Genomic DNA, 15,930 nt, shown 5'->3' on the forward strand with positions numbered 1-15,930 from the left:
CTCGTTGAACCGGCAGAGCGCCAGAAGGCTCGAAAGGGGAGACGGGTAAACCGGCCTCCCCTTTTCGTTTGCGCCTGTTGGGGACGGGCACATGAAGGAGCCTTGTCATGTTGCTGGAAAAGCCAACGCCCATCTTGCTGGAATCAAGAGCCGTCGTCCTCGAGACCGATCGGCTGGTGTTGCGTCAGCCGACGCTCGCGGACGTAAAAGCCATTGCGCATGTCGTCGGTGACAAGCGTGTGGCCGTTAATTTGCGCCGCGTGCCGCATCCCTACTCGCTGGACGATGCCATCAGCTTCGTGAACACCGTCGCAGGCACTGTCGATACCGTTTTCCTTGTCGAGCGCGAGCGTACCGCGATCGGGCTTGTCGGCGTGAGTTGGGAAGACGAGAACGCGCCGGAACTGGGTTACTGTTTTGGCGTCGATCACTGGGGCAAGGGCTTTGCCACGGAAGCCGCGCGCGCCGTGATCGATTACGCCTTCGAGGAATTTGCCATCGACGAACTGCTGGCTGGCGCGCGCGTGCTGAACCCGGCCTCGCGTCACGTGCTGGAGAAGTGCGGCTTCCAGTGGACCGGCGTCGAACTGCACCGCTTCCTGGCGCTCGGATCTTCGACACCGGTCGATCGCTTCAAGCTCGAGCGCGCCGTGTGGTCGTCGATCAAGAACTGGCACAACTCAACGCGGCGGTGAGCCGACAAGGCATGATCCTCTCCGGAGCGCCGGGAGGATCATGCACTAAACCGCCGTGGGCGGATTGGGCTCAGGCTCGCGATGCATGACCGCGCGCTCACGCAGGAAGATATAGATTCCCGCACAGGCCACGACGGTCGCCCCTATTATGGTGTTCAGCGACGGCACGTCACCGAACACCAGAAATCCAAGCACAACCGCCCATACGATCATCGTGTACTGAAACGGCGCCACGACACTGGCCGGCGCCAGGATCAGCGACCGATTGAGGCAGAGCACGGCAACAACATTCACCGTGCCACTGATCAGTAGCAGGACAACGATCAGCCATGTCGGCGGAAGGAAGATGAACGCCGATACGATTCCGCCAAAGACAAACGAGCCCACAACCTGGGTCATGGCGAGAAAGAAGCTCGACGTACCGCGCACGTAACGCGTGACGATCATAAATACCGACTGGCACAGACAGCCGGCCAGCGCGATCAAGGCCGGCCACGAAATGGCTGCGCCAGTGGGGCGCAGCGCGATGATGACCCCCACAAATCCCACGACAACGGCGGTCCAGCGCCGCCAGCCGACCTGCTCGCGCAGAAAAATCGCGGAGAATGCCGTGACGAAAATCGGCGCTGCCAGATAGCAGGTTGTGGCATCCGCCAGCGGGATATACTTGATCGCCGTGAAGAACAGCATGCCGTCGGCGACGGACATCGCCATGCGCAGCACCTGCAAGCCGGGCCGCGGCACGTGGCGTACGGCCGCGAAATTGTCGCGCGCGAGAAATGGCATCAGCGTCGCGATGGCGGCAAATCCGCGTATGAAGAAGAGCTGCGCCGGCGGATAGGTCGCAACCATCACCTTGCTGAAGACATTCACCAGCGAGAATATCGTGATGGCCGCGAGCATGAACAAAATGCCCGCCAGCGTGGATGATCGCGGCGCGGCCCCTCGCAGGCTTTGCAATGAAAAGCTCATCCGGGCGGAGGCACCACGACCGGCTCCTCGCGAACGAGGTCGCGTTCGCGCAGGAAAATATAGAGCCCGGCCAGGATGATGACCGCCGCGCCCACCAGCATCGCGATGGAGGGCACATCGCCGAACACGACGTAGCCGAAGATCACGGCCCAAATGATCATCGTGTACTGGTAGGGGACGACCACGCTTGCGGGAGCGAGCTTGAGCGAGCGGTTGACGCCGAGCGCGGCCACAATGGAAATGCAGCCCGCCAGCGCAAAAAGCCCAAGATCCGGCAGGGTCGGCGTGATCCAGCCGAACGGCGCCACGATCACGCCGAACAGAAGCGTTCCGCAGAACTGCGCCGTTGTCAGCACGACATCGGGCGTGCCGCGCAGCGAACGCGTGATGATCATGAGCGCTGCGAAGGATGAACTGCCCGCCAGCGCAATCATCGCCGGCCAGCTAAACGCCTGCGTGGACGGACGCAGCGCGATGACGACGCCAATGAAGCCAACGACGATGGCGCTCCAGCGCCGCCACCCGACCTTCTCGCCGAGGAAGATCGCGGAGGCAGCGGTCACAAAGATCGGCGCCGCAAGATAGTAGGTGATGACATCCGCAAGCGGCAGATAGACCGACGCGGCGAAAAACGCCGCAACCTCCAGCGTCGAAAGCGCCACCCGGATGACTTGCAGTCCGGGCCTCTGAATGGTCCGGAAGGCGTTGCGGTGGCGCCAGATCACCGGCGACAGCAGCGCGAGACTCGCTAGCGCACGCAGCAGCAAAAGCTGGCCGACCGAATAGGTCGCGACAATGAACTTGCCGATGGCGTCGCCGAACGAAAACATCCAGACCGCCAGCAGCATCAGCGCGATGCCCGCGAGCGCGGCCGAGCGGTTGCCGGCGTCTGCCGAGATTTTTGCGAACATGCTGCGTCGCAGGGCGTGATTGGGACCAAAATGCGGCTGGACGGGTTGTTTAGGAGGCCGGGACGTTTACCGCAACCGCCGCAAATGCAGCCTTTGGTGCGATATTACGCATGAATCGGTTGCCGCTCGCGCACCCATGGCGCATACATTGCCGCATATGCCCGGGACGCGATTGGACGCGGCAAACCGGGCCTTTTGCCGATTGCGGCGCAATGGAAAAACGATGAAATTTCTCGACGAAGCCAAGGTCTACATCCGCTCCGGCGACGGCGGAAACGGCTGCGTGGCATTTCGTCGCGAGAAGTTCATCGAGTTCGGCGGCCCATCGGGTGGCAACGGCGGACGCGGCGGCGACGTCATCGTCGAGGTCGCCGACGGCCTCAATACGCTGATCGACTATCGTTACCAGCAGCACTTCAAGGCGCCGAAGGGCGTGAACGGCATGGGCTCGGACCGCCATGGCGCCAACGGCAAGAACATCGTGATGAAGGTTCCGCTCGGCACACAGATCTTCGACGAGGACCGCGAGACGCTGATCCATGACTTCACCGAGGTCGGCGAGACGTTTGTACTGGCGAAGGGCGGCAATGGCGGTTTCGGCAACGCGCATTTCAAGACCTCGACGAACCGTGCGCCGCGCAATGCCAATCCCGGCCTGCCGGGCGAGGAGCGCTGGATCTGGCTGCGGCTGAAATTGATCGCGGACGCTGGTCTGGTCGGATTGCCCAACGCCGGTAAATCCACATTTCTCTCCGTCGTCAGCGCGGCGAAGCCGAAGATCGCAGACTATCCGTTCACCACCCTGCATCCGCAGCTGGGCGTCGTCGGCATCGACGGGCGCGAATTCGTGCTGGCCGACATTCCGGGACTGATCGAGGGCGCGCATGAAGGTGCGGGCCTCGGCGACAGATTCCTCGGTCACGTCGAGCGCTGCCGTGTGCTGCTGCATCTGGTGGATGCGACATCGGAGCATGCGGGCAAAGAGTACAAGACCGTGCGCACAGAACTGGAAGCGTATGACGCGAATCTCGCCGACAAGATCGAGATCGTTGCGCTGAGCAAGATTGATGCGGTCACGCCTGAGCATCTCAAGGACCAGAAGGCGCGGCTGAAGCGGGCGGCTAAGAAGACGCCGCTGCTGCTCTCGAGCGTGTCGCGCGAAGGCGTGCCGGAAGCATTGCGCGCGCTGTTGTCCGTGATCGGCGAAGCGCCGGTATCGGCGAAAGCGAAGAAGGCGACTGAGAGCCCGGCGGACCCGGAGCCGGAGCAGCCGTCAGGCTGGACACCGCTCGGCCGCTGACGCTCTCATTCGCAATTCAACTTAAGCCCATCACACGCTGATTTTCCGATGTCGAATCCCGAACTCAAGAATTTTCGCCGCATCGTCGTCAAGGTCGGATCGTCGCTGCTGATCGATTCCAGCGCCGGCGAAGTCCGCGCGTCATGGCTGGCCGCGCTCGCCGCCGACATCTCCAAGCTGCATCAGGCCGGCAAGGATGTGCTGGTCGTCTCGTCGGGGTCGATCGCGCTCGGGCGGAGCCGCCTGAAGCTGCCGAGCGGCCTGCTCAAGCTTGAGGAAAGCCAGGCCGCCGCGGCCGTCGGCCAGATCGAACTCGCCCGCATCTGGTCCGGCGTGCTCGGCCATTACGGGATTGGCGCCGGACAGATTCTGGTCACGTTGCAGGACACCGAGGAGCGGCGGCGTTATCTCAATGCGCGCTCGACCATCTCGAAACTTCTCGAGTGGCGCGCGGTGCCTGTGATCAACGAGAACGACACCGTCGCCACCAACGAAATCCGTTATGGCGACAACGACCGTCTCGCCGCACGCGTCGCCACCATGACCAGCGCAGATCTTCTCATCCTGCTATCGGACATCGACGGTCTCTACACTGCGCCGCCGTCAGCTAATCCGAACGCGAAACTGATTCCTGTCGTCGAATCCGTCACTGCCGATATCGAGGCGATGGCCGGCGCGGCCGAGTCCGAACTGTCACGCGGCGGCATGCGCACCAAGATCGAGGCCGCGAAGATCGCAACCTCCGCCGGCACGCACATGCTGATCGCATCGGGCAAGATCGAGCATCCGTTGCAGGCCATCGCCGACGGCGGGCCATGCACGTGGTTTCTCACCCCGGCCAATCCCGTCACCGCGCGCAAGCGCTGGATCGCCGGTTCGCTCGAGCCAAAGGGAACGCTCACCATCGACGCTGGGGCCGTCGCGGCACTCCGCGCCGGCAAGAGCCTGCTGCCGGCCGGCGTGATCCGGGTCGAAGGGCAGTTCGCACGCGGCGACGCCGTGGTGGTGCGCGGCCCCGATACCCATGAGATCGGCCGCGGCCTGATCGCCTACGACGCTGAGGATGCAGACAGGATCAAGGGCCGCTCGTCCTCGGACGCAGCACAAATCCTCGGCATCAGCGGGCGTGCGGAAATGATCCATCGCGACGACCTCGTGGTCGGCGGCCCGCGCGGCACCGACAGCGCCAAGTAACGACGCTCGGGTAAAGCCCCAGCACGGCCAATGGCCTAGCGTGCTGTCCCTCGGCCATTGGCCTATCCCGCCGGGCAGCCATGTTCCCGGCGGCTCGCCGGGTCCGAATTTCTGTGCTAGGGCATAGCCTTAACCCGCATTCAACCCCACATAGACCACCATGTCCGCTCCGCTCAAAGCTCTTGATGGCGCACCTGACCTGACCGCGCTGATGGCCGATCTCGGCGCCGGTGCCTCCCGCGCCGCGCGCACGCTGGCGCTTGCCCCAGGCGAGCAGAAGGACGCTGCGCTGGCTGCCATGGCCGCAGCCATTCGCGCCAATGCCAAAGAGATTCTGGCCGCCAACGCTGAAGACGTCGCCGAGGCGAAAGCCGGTGGAATGAGCAGCGCGTTCGTGGATCGTCTCGCGCTCAATGAGGCGCGCATCAAGGCGATGGCCGACGGCATCGATGTGGTGCGGGCGATTCCCGATCCCGTCGGCATTGTCACCGAAAGCTGGACACGGCCCAACGGGATGACCATCGAACGCGTGCGCGTGCCGCTCGGGGTCGTCGGCGTGATCTTCGAGAGCCGCCCCAATGTCGCGGCCGATGCCGGCGCGTTGTGCCTCAAGTCCGGCAACGCCGTCATTCTGCGCGGCGGCTCGGACAGTTTCCGGTCGTGCCGTGCAATCCATCAATGCCTCGTGGAGGGCCTGCGCAAGGCCGAACTTCCCGAACAATCAATTTCGCTGGTGCCGACCCGCGACCGTGCGGCAGTCGGCCTGATGCTCGGCGGCCTCAATGGCGCGATTGATGTGATCGTGCCGCGCGGCGGCAAGAATCTCGTCGCCCGCGTGCAGGACGAAGCACGCGTGCCCGTATTCGCCCATCTCGAAGGCGTCAATCACGTCTATGTCGACAAGGCGGCATCGCCCGACATGGCGAAGACCGTTGTGCTCAATGCCAAGATGCGCCGTCCCGGTGTCTGCGGCGCAGCCGAAACACTGTTGATCGACAAGGCCGCTGCGAACACGCAGCTCAAGCCGCTGGTGACGATGCTGCTCGACGCCGGTTGCGAGGTGCGCGGCGACGCAGACATTCAGCGCGCCGATGCACGCGTGAAACCTGTGTCCGACGAAGACTGGGCCACCGAATACGAAGACGCCATCATTTCGGCGAAACTCGTGAACGGCCTCGACGACGCCATCGCACATATCGAGCGCTACGGCTCGCATCACACCGACGCCATTGTCACCGAAGACGCGAAGGCCGCCGAGAAATTCCTCAACGAGGTCGATTCCGCCATCGTGCTGCATAATGCCTCGACGCAGTTCGCCGACGGCGGCGAGTTTGGATTCGGCGCGGAGATCGGAATCGCCACCGGCAAATTCCACGCACGCGGCCCGGTCGGCGCCGAGCAACTGACCAGCTTCAAGTATCGCGTTCACGGCACGGGACAGACACGTCCGTGACTTGCGCGCCCGTGAGCGACGTGCCCGAGAACGCTGCAATCTCTTTGCCCCGCGCCCTTCCGCCTCATGCCGACGGCATGCGGATCGGCCTGCTCGGCGGATCGTTTAATCCGCCGCACGAGGCGCATCGCGCCATCAGCCTGTTCGCGATGAAACGGCTGCGGCTCGACCGCATCTGGTGGCTGGTGTCGCCCGGCAATCCGCTCAAGAACAACGGCTCGCTGCACGCGCTGCGCGAACGCATGATCGCCGCGCAGAAGGTCGCGAACCATCCGCGCATCGCCGTCAGTTGTCTCGAAACCGTCATCGGCACCCGCTACACTGCTGACACGATTTCGTATCTGCGGCGCCGCTGCTCCGGTGTACGCTTTGTATGGATCATGGGCGCTGACAATCTCGCGCAGTTCAACCGCTGGGAAAACTGGCAGCACATTGCCAGCATGGTTCCAATCGCCGTGGTCGACCGCCCGCCTGACAGCTTCCGCGCCCTTTCATCCACTGCCGCACAGACGCTGATGCCGTATCGCATCGACGAGCGAAGCGCGGGAACACTGGCGAGCCGACGGGCGCCGGCCTGGACATTCCTCACCGGCCTGAAATCCAGCCTGTCCTCGACCCGGCTGCGGAACCCGGACGGAAGCTGGAAGGACGCCAGTTCGCAATGACGTTTTCCGGCAACAGCAAAGCGCAAATTATCGGCTCGATATCTGGAAGATTGAAACCATTAACCCCACATGCGTATGATGAAGGTGGGCGCCGGGATTCGGCGCTCGCGATACAGTGAAAGGAATGGTCCCTGACCACATCTGTATTGTCCAAGGCAGCCTTGTCGAAGCCTCTTGCTGAAGCGACGCCTGCCCCCGTCTTGAAGGCGCGACCTGACGCCGACGAGACGCTGAGCCTGATCCTCTCCCGCCTTGACGACATGAAGGCGGAAGAAACGATCACCATCGACCTCCGCGGCAAATCCTCCATCACCGACTACATGATCGTGACCTCCGGGCGGGCCAACCGCCATGTCGGCGCGATCGCGGAGAATGTCGCGAAAGGCCTCAAGGAAAGCGGAATCGCAGCCCCTCATATCGAGGGATTGCCCAACTGCGACTGGGTGCTGATCGATTCCGGCGACGTGATCGTTCATGTGTTCAGGCCGGAAGTCCGCGAGTTCTACAATCTCGAAAAGATGTGGACCTCGGACAAACCGGCGGCAAGGGCCCGCTGATAAGCGGTGAGCCTGTGCGTGTTCATGTGCTTGCGCGCATGTTAGTTTGCGCGCCATGCGCATCGTCGTCATTGCCATTGGCCGCCTGAAGCAAGGCCCGGAACGGGAGCTCGCCGAACGTTACCGCGAGCGGTTCGACGACATCGGCCGCAAGCTCGGATTTCGCAGCCTTGAGATCCATGAAATTCCGGAAAGCCGCGCGCGTGACGCCGCCGCTCGCATGGCGGATGAGGCGGCGGCGATCTCGGCACTGATTCCTGACAAATCGTCCATCATTGCGCTCGACGAACGCGGCGAAACCATCGACAGCGCAACATTCGCGCGCCATCTTGGCCGCTGGCGCGACGAATCGGTTCCAACCGCTGTTTTTTTAATCGGCGGGGCGGACGGACTTTCGCCCGAATTGCGGCGCAAGGTGAAACTGAGCGTTGCGTTTGGCAAGGCGACCTGGCCGCACCAGATGGTGCGCGTCATGCTGCTGGAACAGATTTACCGGGCCGCGACGATTTTATCCGGCCACCCATATCATCGCCCATAGTATAACCTCGCGTGTATTCTGTTCGCAAAACCGGTGCCGACTTTTGCGAAATACGCGCATGAAAGACCCAACCGCACGTGACTGACGCGACAGGTTATGCAAGCTCGCCAACACTGCGCCGGCTGACGTGCGGAGCGGTTTTGCCGTTGTCGCTGGTGGCGTCCACTTTGCATATCGCAGGCATCGCGCCGGCCTTCGCGCAGGGCACAACCAAACAGGTTGCCGCGCCCGATCCTGAAGCAATCAAGCAGCGTACCCAGGAGCTGGAAGCTGCGCGCGAGCAGCAGAGGAAAGCCGCCGAACTTGAGAAGAAGCTCAAGGCCGACATTGCCGCCATCGGTCAGGACCGCTCCAAACTCAACCAGCAACTGATCGGCATTGCCTCGCAGGTGCGCGACGTTGAAGGCAAGATGGCCGACACCGAAGGCCGGCTGCGCCCGCTCGATGCGCGCGAGCTTCAGATTCGCGCCTCACTCGAATCGCGCCGCGATGAAATTTCCGAGGTGCTCGCCGCCCTCCAGCGCGCCGGACGCCGCGCACCGCCGGCGCTATTTGTAAGACCCGAAGACGCGCTGCAGTCGCTGCGCACCGCGATGTTGCTCGGCGCTGTGGTCCCGGAGATGCGCGCGCGCGCGGCCAAGCTTGCCAGCGATCTGGGCGAACTGGTCAGCTTGCGCAAAAATATTTCGGAAGAGCGCGACCGGCTCGCCAGCGATCGTGACAAGCTGAATGACGATCGCACACGGCTCGCGGCACTGGTGCAGGAACGGCAAAAGACACAGACAGAGGCCGAAAAGGATATGGAAGCTGAGCGGCAGCGCGCGATCGCGCTGTCCAGGCAAACCGAAAACCTTCAGGACCTGATCGCCAAGATGGAGCAGGATGTCAAAGCGGCCGCAAAGGCCGCCGCGACGGCCGAATTGAAAGGCACGCCGGCCTCTCTCAACGGCAAGCCCGATCTCGGGGCCTTGAAGGACCCGGGGCGGCTGAGCCCGGCCATAGCTTTCGGTTCCGCAAAGGGCTTATTGCGAATTCCGGTTAACGGCACCCGGATCCGCAATTTTGGCGGTTCTGACGGCACCGGAGGCCAGGAAAAGGGCATTTCCATCGCCACCCGGCCCGGCGCGCAGGTGACAACACCTTGTGATGGCTGGGTTGTTTACTCCGGCCCGTTCCGGAGCTACGGACAACTCTTGATCCTCAATGCGGGCGGCGGGTATCATGTGCTTATCGCCGGTATGGAACGTATTTCGGTCACGATCGGGCAGTTTGTTCTAACTGGAGAACCGGTCGCGACGATGGGGACCACGTCTCAGGTCGCGTCAATTCTGGCGGCTGCGTCCAGCCAGCCTGTGCTCTACATCGAGTTCCGTAAAGACGGCGCTCCAATCGATTCTGGTCCATGGTGGGCCGCAAGTGAAGGCCAAAAGGTTCGCGGATGATGCGCAAGACTTCCCTGGTTCTCCTCAGCGTCGCAGCAGGCGCAGCGGCAACACTCCTTCTCACCCAGCCGCGCTCGGCTCTGGTGGGATCGACGGCGCGTGCCGCGTCGTCAGACACCTACCGTCAGCTCAATCTGTTCGGCGATGTATTCGAGCGCGTCCGCAGCGACTATGTCGAGAAGCCGGACGACAGCAAGCTGGTCGAGACCGCGATCAGCGGCATGCTCACCGGCCTTGATCCGCACTCTAGCTACATGGACGCGAAGAGCTTCCGCGACATGCAGGTACAGACGCGCGGCGAATTCGGCGGCCTCGGCATCGAAGTTACGATGGAAGATGGCCTGATCAAGGTTGTGTCGCCGATCGACGAGACGCCGGCCTCCAAGGCCGGCATCATGGCCAACGACATCATTTCTCAACTCGACGATGAAGCGGTGCAGGGCCTGACCCTGAACCAGGCCGTCGAGAAGATGCGCGGTCCGGTCAACACCAAGATCAAGCTCAAGATCATTCGCAAGGGCCAGGACAAGCCGCTTGATATCACGCTGACGCGCGACAACATTCGCGTGCGTTCGGTGCGCGCGCGCGTCGAGAGCGACGATATCGCCTATATTCGCATCACTACCTTCAACGAGCAGACCACCGAAGGCCTGAAGCGCGAGATGGCGAACCTGACCACGCAGATCGGTTCGGACAAGCTCAAGGGCTACATTCTCGACCTGCGCAACAATCCGGGCGGCCTGCTTGAAGAAGCCGTGTCGGTGTCCGACGCATTCCTCGATCGCGGCGAAATCGTCTCGACCCGGGGCCGCAACGCCGAGGAAACCCAGCGCCGCACCGCCAAGCCCGGCGATCTCGCCAAGGGCAAGCCTGTGATCGTGCTGATCAACGGCGGCTCAGCATCGGCGTCGGAAATCGTTGCCGGTGCGCTGCAGGACCACAAGCGCGCGACCCTGCTCGGCACCCGCTCGTTCGGCAAGGGATCGGTGCAGACCATCATTCCGCTCGGCTCCGGTAACGGCGCGCTGCGGCTGACCACTGCGCGTTACTTCACGCCGTCGGGCAAGTCGATTCAGGCCAAGGGCATCATCCCGGATATCGAAGTCCTGCAGGATGTGCCGGAGGATCTGAAGTCGAAGACCGACACCAAGGGCGAAGCCTCGCTGCGCGGCCATCTCAAGGCCGAAGGTCAGGAAGAGACCGGATCGCAATCCTACGTGCCGCCGGATGCGAAGGACGACAAGGCGCTGAAGATGGCTGCGGACCTCCTGCACGGCATCAAGCAGACCACCTCGGCTCCTGCTCCGATCGACAAGGCCACCAACAAGGCCGCGAACTAAAGCGCAGGCGAACATCTCAATTCGATCAGGGCGGCCTTCCGGGCCGCCCTTTTTGCTGGCTGTCCGCCGTCTGATCGCTGCGGAACCCAAGCCTTTGCGGCCCGCCGTACCGGGGCCGTGATAGGATTCGGCGATTGATTCGCGAGGGTTGAGGGCAGTGACCACCGACGATCTGAGCGCCCCGCTCGGACAGGACCGGCCGCGCAAGCGGCGATACCGGCTTCCGTTCACGGCACCGCAGGCGATTGCGGGGCTGTTCGGGCTGTTTCTCGTGGTCTTTCTCGGCTTCGCAATTTTCAACCAGAATCCGATGGGCGGCGAGCCGCTGGCGAAGGTGTCCTACGATCCCGCCAAGCTTCCCGCAGAGACCGCCGCGAAACCGGCCAGCGCTAACCCCACAGCACCCAAGGAAGCCGCTAAGGAACCTGCCGCAGGACAGCAGACCGTGACCATCATCGACGGCTCCAGCGGCGCCCGGCAAAGCGTGATTGTGGGGGGCGGCACGGAGACCGCAGCGGCGGCAGATGCGCCGCCGGCCATGATCGCGGGCGTCAATCCGAAGCTGCTGGAAAGCTCGCGCTACGGCATGATCCCGGTCGCCGCCGATGGGCTGAAATCCTTCCGCGCCTATGCGGCAGGCGGCGACGCCGAGCGCGCCGTCGCCGCGAAGAAGCCCGTGGTCGCAATCGTTATCTCCGGCCTTGGCGTCGGCGCCGCGAAAACCGCCGATGCCATCACCAAGCTTCCCGGTGCCGTGACGCTCGCTTTCACACCCTACGGCTCAGACCCCGGCAAGCTGGTGGAACGCGCCCGCGCACAGAAGCACGAGGTTCTGTTGCAGGTTCCGATGGAGCCGTTCGACTATCCGGATAACGATCCCGGCCCGCAGACGCTGCTGACGACATTGTCCGCCGAGCAGAACGTTGACCGCCTCGCCTGGCATATGAGCCGGTTTCAGGGCTACGTCGGCATCGCCAATTTCATGGGATCGCGTTTTGTCGCAACCGATACGGCGATGCAGCCGATCGTCAAGGAAGCCGCAAAGCGCGGCCTCGCCTGGCTCGACGACGGCAGCGCGCCGCGCAGCGTCGCTGGCGTGATCGCGGAAGGCCAGTCGATGCCCTTCGCGAAAGCCGATGTCGGCATCGACACCGTGCCGACGCCGGCGGAGATTGACCGGGCACTGGCGCGGCTGGAAACACTGGCGAAAGAGCGCGGAACAGCCGTGGGGGTCGCATCGGCGCTGCCGATTTCAATCGAGCGCATCGGAACCTGGGCCAAACAACTGGAGGGCCGCGGGATCGCGCTGGTGCCGTTGACAACGGCCATGCTGAAACCAAAATCAAGCTAAGTGGCCGCCGTGATCGGAACTGATCGCCCGGCATGGTCACGCAAACAAGAGAACAAGGCGCGATTGGTGCTGATACCGGTCGGGGATCAAAGGCTTTAGCAGTATGGCGCGTTACGACGATCTGCCCTACCGGACCTGCGTAGGGATTACCCTGATCAACCCAGAAGGACTTGTATTCATCGGCCGCCGCATCAGCGGCCCGGAACATGTCGACCAGACTCATGTCTGGCAGATGCCGCAAGGCGGCGTCGACAGTGGTGAAGATACCTGGGCCGCCGCCAAGCGCGAGCTCTACGAAGAGACCAACGCCCAATCGGTCGAAAAGCTTGGCGAAGTTTCCGAATGGCTCACCTACGACATCCCGCGCACGGTGGCCGGACGGGCCTGGAAGGGCCGCTTCCGCGGCCAGAAGCAGAAGTGGTACGCGATGCGTTTCACCGGCAAGGACAGCGAGATCAATGTCGCATCACCCGCCGGTCACAAGGCGGAGTTCATCGACTGGCGCTGGGAGCCGATGAAGAATCTTCCAGAGCTGATCGTGCCGTTCAAGCGCCCGGTTTATGAGCGCGTGGTTCAGGAATTCACGAAATTCGCGGGAAAATAATCTGTCGCCCGAATCAAAAAAAGCCCTGCGTTGCAGGGCTTTTTACGTTTCCGATCAACCAGACGTTCAATGCATCGCGGTTGAATTGACGACCTGCCGCTGAATGGTCTTGAAGTGGTCGAGCCGCTCGATCGCCTGATCGAGGACCGTGCCTTCCTTCTCCTTCAGATCCTCTTCCATCTGAGCGATGCTGTCGGCGAAAGCCGCCAGGTCCAGCTCAGCCACCGCCGTCGCGGTGTCCGCAAGAACCGTGAGGCCCTTGTCGGAGATTTCCGCAAGGCCGCCGAGCACGATGACCTTCTCGTGCTTGCCGCCAGCGGTAATCGTCATGACGCCAGGACGGATCGTCGTGACCAGCGGCGAATGCCCGGCCATCACGCCGATATCGCCCTCGACGCCGGGAATATCGACCTGCTCGACTTCGCCCGAGAAGGCGATTCGTTCAGGCGATACGAGATTGAAGTGGAAGGTCGCCATCGTGATTACGCCGCTTCCGCTGCGAGCTTCTTGCCCTTCTCAACGGCTTCTTCGATGGTGCCGACCATGTAGAACGCAGCTTCCGGCAGGTGATCGTACTTGCCGTTGCAGAGATCCTTGAAGCCCTTGATGGTATCGGCGAGATCGACGAACTTGCCCGGCGAGCCGGTGAAGATTTCAGCGACGTGGAACGGCTGCGACAGGAAGCGCTCGACCTTGCGGGCGCGAGCCACGGTCAGCTTGTCCTCTTCCGACAGTTCATCCATGCCCAGAATCGCGATGATGTCCTGCAGCGACTTGTAGCGCTGCAGCACCTGCTGGACGAGACGCGCGGTCTGGTAGTGATCTTCGCCGACGATCAGCGGCGAGAGCATGCGCGAGGTCGAGTCGAGCGGGTCCACCGCCGGATAAATACCCTTTTCAGAGATCGCACGGTTCAACACGGTCGTTGCGTCCAAGTGGGCGAACGAGGTTGCCGGCGCAGGGTCGGTCAAGTCGTCGGCCGGAACGTAAATGGCCTGCACCGAGGTGATCGAACCCTTGTTGGTGGTGGTGATGCGCTCCTGCAGCGCGCCCATGTCGGTGGCGAGCGTCGGCTGATAACCCACCGCCGAAGGAATACGGCCGAGCAGAGCGGACACTTCCGAGCCTGCCTGGGTGAAGCGGAAGATGTTGTCGACGAAGAACAGCACGTCCTGGCCCTGATCGCGGAAGTGTTCTGCGACGGTCAGGCCGGTGAGGCCGACGCGGGCGCGCGCGCCCGGAGGCTCGTTCATCTGGCCGTACACGAGGGCGCACTTCGAGCCTTCGCCGCCGCCCTTCTTGTTGACGCCCGATTCGATGAACTCGTGATAGAGGTCGTTGCCTTCACGGGTACGCTCGCCGACGCCTGCGAACACCGAGTAACCGCCGTGCGCCTTCGCGACGTTGTTGATCAGCTCCTGAATCAGCACGGTCTTGCCGACGCCGGCGCCGCCGAACAGGCCGATCTTGCCGCCCTTGGCGTAAGGCGCCAGCAGATCGACGACCTTGATGCCGGTGACGAGAATTTCGGCTTCAGTCGACTGGTCGGTGTAGAGCGGCGCTTCCTGATGGATGGCGCGGTCGCCTTCGGCCTTGATCGGGCCCTGCTCGTCGACCGGCTCGCCGACGACGTTCATGATGCGGCCCAGCGTGCCGGCACCCACCGGTACCTTGATCGGCGCGCCGGTGTCTTTCACTTCCTGGCCACGGACCAGACCTTCGGTGGTGTCCATCGCGATCGCGCGCACGGTGGATTCACCGAGATGCTGTGCGACCTCGAGCACCAGACGGTTGCCCTGGTTGGTGGTTTCGATGGCGTTGAGAATGGCCGGCAGATAGCCGTCGAACTTCACGTCGACGACGGCGCCGATAACCTGCGAAATGCGTCCGGTCTGATTGGCGGGTGATGCCATGGGATAGTCTCCTTAAAACTCGGTCTGGGCGGCGGTCGGCTCAGATGGCTTCGGCGCCGGAGATGATTTCGATCAGTTCCTTGGTAATCATCGCCTGGCGGGTGCGGTTATAGATCAGCGTCTGCTTGCGGATCATGTCGCCGGCGTTGCGGGTCGCGTTGTCCATCGCGCTCATCTGCGCGCCGTAGAACGACGCGTTGTTTTCGAGCAGCGCGCGGAAAATCTGCACCGCGAGATTGCGCGGCAGCAGGCTCGAAAGAATTTCGTCTTCGGCAGGCTCGTAGTCGTAGATCGCGGCCGCGCCGGAGGTTTCCTTTTCCTCGAGCACCAGCGGAATGATCTGCTGCGCGGTCGGAACCTGAGCGATCACCGACTTGAAGCGCGAATAGAACAGCGTGCAGACATCGAAGTCGCCCGCCTCGAACATCGCGATCACCTGCTTGGCGATGTCCTCGGCATTCTTGAAGCCGAGCACCTTCACCGAGCGCAGCTCGACATGCTCGACGATCTGCTTGTCGAACTGACGGCGGAGCTGCTCATAGCCCTTGCGGCCGACGCAGAAGAACTTGACGTCCTTGCCCTGGTTCATCAGCGACAGCGCCCGTTCACGCGCCAGGCGCACGATGGACGAGTTGAACGCGCCGGAGAGACCACGCTCGCCGGTGCAGACCAGCAGCAGGTGGACCTTGTCGTTGCCGGTGCCGGTCAGCAGCGCCGGTGCAGAGCCCGAGCCGGAAGCTGCGCCCGCGATATTGCTGATCACGGCGTCCATGCGCTCGGCATAGGGACGCGCCGCTTCGGCCGCGGTCTGGGCACGGCGCAATTTCGACGCCGCAACCATCTGCATGGCCTTGGTGATCTTCTGCGTCGCCTTGGTGGAGGCGATGCGGACACGCATGTCCTTGAGAGACGCCATTCTTTATCTCACCCTGACGATCCAGCCGAACGCCGGATCGCAACCCCGAATTCGCCGCGCACGATAAGGATCGGCGCGG

General features: G+C 62.9%; 16 protein-coding genes. 11 read left to right on the forward strand and 5 right to left on the reverse strand.

What is annotated here, in order from left to right:
- Positions 1 to 107 precede the first annotated feature (107 nt).
- Entirely contained in the window at positions 108 to 695 is a 588-nt protein-coding gene (locus tag HMPREF9695_RS22380; RefSeq protein WP_006023192.1) for a GNAT family N-acetyltransferase, read from the forward strand.
- Between the two features lie 45 nt (positions 696 to 740).
- Here HMPREF9695_RS22380 and HMPREF9695_RS22385 read toward each other — a convergent pair whose 3' ends face one another.
- Complete coding sequence (locus HMPREF9695_RS22385) at positions 741 to 1,667, reverse strand: DMT family transporter (RefSeq protein ID WP_006023193.1); 927 nt, start codon at positions 1,665 to 1,667, stop codon at positions 741 to 743.
- Entirely contained in the window at positions 1,664 to 2,578 is a 915-nt protein-coding gene (locus tag HMPREF9695_RS22390) for a DMT family transporter (protein WP_006023194.1), read from the reverse strand. Before HMPREF9695_RS22390 ends, HMPREF9695_RS22385 begins: the two co-directional genes overlap by 4 nt.
- 223 nt (positions 2,579 to 2,801) lie before the next feature.
- Between HMPREF9695_RS22390 and obgE the strand changes: the two genes are divergently transcribed.
- From obgE to HMPREF9695_RS22440, 10 genes are all read left to right on the forward strand, one after another.
- Positions 2,802 to 3,878 carry a GTPase ObgE gene (gene obgE, locus HMPREF9695_RS22395; RefSeq protein ID WP_006023195.1) on the forward strand — a complete coding sequence of 359 codons (1,077 nt, stop codon included), beginning with the start codon at positions 2,802 to 2,804 and terminating at the stop codon, positions 3,876 to 3,878.
- Positions 3,879 to 3,926: 48 nt separating this feature from the next.
- A complete protein-coding gene (gene proB, locus HMPREF9695_RS22400) occupies positions 3,927 to 5,072 on the forward strand; it encodes a glutamate 5-kinase (RefSeq protein WP_006023196.1) in 1,146 nt (381 codons plus the stop codon).
- A 160-nt stretch (positions 5,073 to 5,232) separates the two neighbouring features.
- The gene (locus tag HMPREF9695_RS22405) at positions 5,233 to 6,525 is read left to right on the forward strand and encodes a glutamate-5-semialdehyde dehydrogenase (RefSeq protein WP_006023197.1); all 1,293 of its coding nucleotides are present in this window, start codon (positions 5,233 to 5,235) and stop codon (positions 6,523 to 6,525) included.
- A 44-nt stretch (positions 6,526 to 6,569) separates the two neighbouring features.
- Positions 6,570 to 7,190, forward strand: coding sequence for a nicotinate-nucleotide adenylyltransferase (locus HMPREF9695_RS22410; protein WP_275451136.1), 621 nt, complete (start codon positions 6,570 to 6,572; stop codon positions 7,188 to 7,190).
- Between the two features lie 200 nt (positions 7,191 to 7,390).
- Positions 7,391 to 7,747 carry a ribosome silencing factor gene (gene rsfS, locus HMPREF9695_RS22415; protein WP_024920221.1) on the forward strand — a complete coding sequence of 119 codons (357 nt, stop codon included), beginning with the start codon at positions 7,391 to 7,393 and terminating at the stop codon, positions 7,745 to 7,747.
- Between the two features lie 55 nt (positions 7,748 to 7,802).
- A complete protein-coding gene (rlmH, locus tag HMPREF9695_RS22420; protein WP_006023201.1) occupies positions 7,803 to 8,285 on the forward strand; it encodes a 23S rRNA (pseudouridine(1915)-N(3))-methyltransferase RlmH in 483 nt (160 codons plus the stop codon).
- A gap of 77 nt (positions 8,286 to 8,362) precedes the next feature.
- Positions 8,363 to 9,727 carry a murein hydrolase activator EnvC family protein gene (locus HMPREF9695_RS22425; protein ID WP_041713074.1) on the forward strand — a complete coding sequence of 455 codons (1,365 nt, stop codon included), beginning with the start codon at positions 8,363 to 8,365 and terminating at the stop codon, positions 9,725 to 9,727.
- Complete coding sequence (locus tag HMPREF9695_RS22430; protein ID WP_006023203.1) at positions 9,724 to 11,067, forward strand: S41 family peptidase; 1,344 nt, start codon at positions 9,724 to 9,726, stop codon at positions 11,065 to 11,067. Before HMPREF9695_RS22425 ends, HMPREF9695_RS22430 begins: the two co-directional genes overlap by 4 nt.
- 157 nt (positions 11,068 to 11,224) lie before the next feature.
- Entirely contained in the window at positions 11,225 to 12,418 is a 1,194-nt protein-coding gene (locus HMPREF9695_RS22435) for a divergent polysaccharide deacetylase family protein (protein WP_006023204.1), read from the forward strand.
- A 103-nt stretch (positions 12,419 to 12,521) separates the two neighbouring features.
- Positions 12,522 to 13,022 (forward strand): RNA pyrophosphohydrolase, encoded by a 501-nt coding sequence (locus HMPREF9695_RS22440; RefSeq protein WP_006023205.1) that lies wholly within the window; start codon positions 12,522 to 12,524, stop codon positions 13,020 to 13,022.
- A gap of 66 nt (positions 13,023 to 13,088) precedes the next feature.
- On the opposite strand, the gene HMPREF9695_RS22445 is transcribed toward HMPREF9695_RS22440, so the two are convergent.
- Genes HMPREF9695_RS22445 through HMPREF9695_RS22455 form a run of 3 tightly spaced genes read right to left on the reverse strand, consistent with a single transcriptional unit; the run spans position 13,089 to position 15,851 of the window.
- The gene (locus HMPREF9695_RS22445) at positions 13,089 to 13,499 is read right to left on the reverse strand and encodes a F0F1 ATP synthase subunit epsilon (RefSeq protein ID WP_006023206.1); all 411 of its coding nucleotides are present in this window, start codon (positions 13,497 to 13,499) and stop codon (positions 13,089 to 13,091) included.
- 5 nt (positions 13,500 to 13,504) lie between these two features.
- Positions 13,505 to 14,935 (reverse strand): F0F1 ATP synthase subunit beta, encoded by a 1,431-nt coding sequence (gene atpD, locus HMPREF9695_RS22450; RefSeq protein ID WP_006023207.1) that lies wholly within the window; start codon positions 14,933 to 14,935, stop codon positions 13,505 to 13,507.
- 40 nt (positions 14,936 to 14,975) lie between these two features.
- Positions 14,976 to 15,851 carry a F0F1 ATP synthase subunit gamma gene (locus HMPREF9695_RS22455; RefSeq protein WP_006023208.1) on the reverse strand — a complete coding sequence of 292 codons (876 nt, stop codon included), beginning with the start codon at positions 15,849 to 15,851 and terminating at the stop codon, positions 14,976 to 14,978.
- Positions 15,852 to 15,930 lie beyond the last annotated feature (79 nt).

Origin of the sequence: Afipia broomeae ATCC 49717, assembly GCF_000314675.2 — a bacterium.
Classification (GTDB): domain Bacteria; phylum Pseudomonadota; class Alphaproteobacteria; order Rhizobiales; family Xanthobacteraceae; genus Afipia; species Afipia broomeae.